General features: G+C 64.8%; 2 protein-coding genes. Both read right to left on the reverse strand.

The window, feature by feature from the left end:
- Window positions 1–41: 41 nt before the first annotated feature.
- Entirely contained in the window at window positions 42–1,559 is a 1,518-nt protein-coding gene (locus AC1DSN_RS21300) for a SulP family inorganic anion transporter (RefSeq protein ID WP_477332729.1), read from the reverse strand.
- A gap of 15 nt (window positions 1,560–1,574) precedes the next feature.
- Window positions 1,575–2,264: a carbonic anhydrase gene (locus AC1DSN_RS21305; protein WP_477332731.1), complete on the reverse strand. Its 690-nt coding sequence runs from the start codon at window positions 2,262–2,264 to the stop codon at window positions 1,575–1,577.
- Window positions 2,265–2,502: the final 238 nt, after the last annotated feature.

The raw sequence follows: 2,502 nt of genomic DNA on the forward strand, positions 1-2,502 counted from the left end.
GGCTCCTACAGAAGCGATTTGCCGGTGGGTCAGCGCATGGATCAGGCGGCCTGGCGGGAACCTTCGACGCGGCGATTCAGCTCCTTCCAGTCGACCACCAGCTCACATCCGCGCTTGGACGCGTTCTGGCCCCACTCGCGCAGCAACTCCAGCGACGCCTGGTCCACGTGCTGCAGGCGATCCATGACGACGCTCAGACGCGTGTTCGGCGGCACCGTGGCCAGCGTGCGCGCCATGCTCGGCACTTTCAGGAACGTCGCAGAGCCTTCCAGATGGAGCGTGGCCTTGCCCGGCTCGTCATGGTGTTCCACGTCCATGCGCATCTTCGAAGAAAGCAGCGCGAGGCGGAACAACGACAGGCCGAAGCCGACGATCACACCGGTGAGCAGATCGGTCGCGACGATGGCTACTGTCGTTGCGACGTAAACCGCCGCCGTACCCTTGCCGTAAGCGGCGAGATCCTTGATCTGCTTCGGGTTGACCATCTTGACGCCGGTGTAGACAAGAATGCCGGCAAGGCAGGAGACCGGAGTCATCCGCATCAGCCACGGCAGCAGCATGACGAAGGCCAGCAACCATGCGCCGTGCATGATGGCCGCCATGCGTGTCGCCGAGCCGGCCTGAACGTTCGCGGCACTGCGCACGATCACGCCGGTCATCGGCAACGCACCGAGGACACCGCAGATCATGTTGCCCACGCCCTGCGCCGTCAGCTCGCGGTCGTAGTTGGTACGAACACCGTTGTGCATCCGGTCGACCGCCGCCGCCGACAGCAGCGTTTCCGCACTGGCGATGAAGGCGAAAGTGACTGCTGCGACCAGCAGCGACGAATCGAACAGGCCGAACAGGCTGCCCATGCTCGGCAGGCTGATCGCCGCGAACAGATTCGCCGGTACATCCACGCGTTTGACATCGAAACCGCCGAACTGCGCTGCCAGGGTCATGGCGACCACCGCAAGCAAGGCGCCCGGGACGAAGCGCAGCTTCGCAGGCCGCAGCTTCTCCCAGAACAACATGATGGCAATCGTACCGAGGCCGATCATCAGGGCCGCCGGGGCCCGCCCTTCGGCTGCGCCGGTCACCGACTCCCACGCCGCCGCGGGAAGTGCGGCGAAATTCTCCAGGCCACGAGCCTTGGGAATGGCGTCGAGCAGCACATGCGACTGCGACGCCACGATGAGGATGCCGATACCCGACAACATGCCGGCCACGACGGCCGGCGAGGTCATGCGGAACCACACACCCACCTTGCACAACCCGGCAACAACCTGGATCAGGCCGGCCAACAGCACGACGGGACCGAGGGCGGCCACGCCGTGCTCGCGCACCAGTTCGAACACCAGGACCGCGAGGCCCGCCGCCGGCCCGCTGACCTGCAGYGGCGAGCCGGCGATGGCGCCTACGATAAGGCCGCCGACGATGCCGGAGATCAACCCTGCGCTGGGCGGCATGCCCGACGCTATCGCGATACCCATGCACAACGGCAGAGCGACAAGAAAGACGACCACCGATCCTAGGAGGTCGCGGCCAAAGAGGCCCTGGGAAAAATAAGCGCGCATGAAAAGCTTCCTGGTTTAAGCGGCAGACGCAATCGGCTGCGGGGTCGAGAAACGCGCGTGCGGAGTGGCATCGGGCACGTTCGAGTCCCTCGAATCCAGCGGACGGAAGCGTCCCTCGACCGGGTCGAAGGCGGTGATCTCCGTCTTCGCGATGTCGTAGATCCAGCCATGGATACGCAGGCTGCCGTTCGCCATCGCTGCTGCAACGGCCGGCAAGGTACGCATGTTCTCCAGCTGACCCACCACGTTCTCCTCGGTGAGGTAGCGCAACCCTTCCGCACCGTGGATAGTCGGACGATTCTTCTCGACCACATAGCGGGCGACGTCGGCGTGCTTCAGCCACTGCTCGACGGACGGCTTGCCCTTGAGCGCGGCCGGATTCTGCAGGGCCTTCATCGCGCCGCAGTCCGAATGGCCACAGATGACAATGTGTTGCACGTTGAGGGCAGTGACCGCGTACTCGATGGCGGCGACCACACCGCTCACGTGCTGTGCGTAGGGCGGGACGATGTTGCCGACATTACGGTAGACGAAGAGGTCACCCGGCTGAGCGTTGAACATCAGCTCCGGCATGATGCGCGAGTCCGCGCAGGTGATGAACATGGTGTGCGGCGTCTGGACGGAAGCAAGGCGCGCGAACAGTTCGCGGTGCTCCGAGGTCATGTCACGACGAAACTCTTCGAAACCCTGGATGAGACGTTCCATGGCAATGCTCTCTCTTTAGCGAGGATAGGGTGGCGAGCGCGCACGCTCGCTGGCGACCGACTCGTGTCGGCACGCGGGGGATGGATTCGGTGTTACAGGGCGTGCGCAGGACGCGCACGCGAGCTTCGATCAGCCGGCGATAGGGGGACGCAGGTCGAGGCTGGGGTGATGCGCGTGCGGCGCCGGGGCCACATCAGAATGGCTGGCGGCAACAAGGTGCGGCACGGTCAGCACGTGC

This window comes from Luteibacter sp. P4_D7_3 (assembly GCF_056401735.1).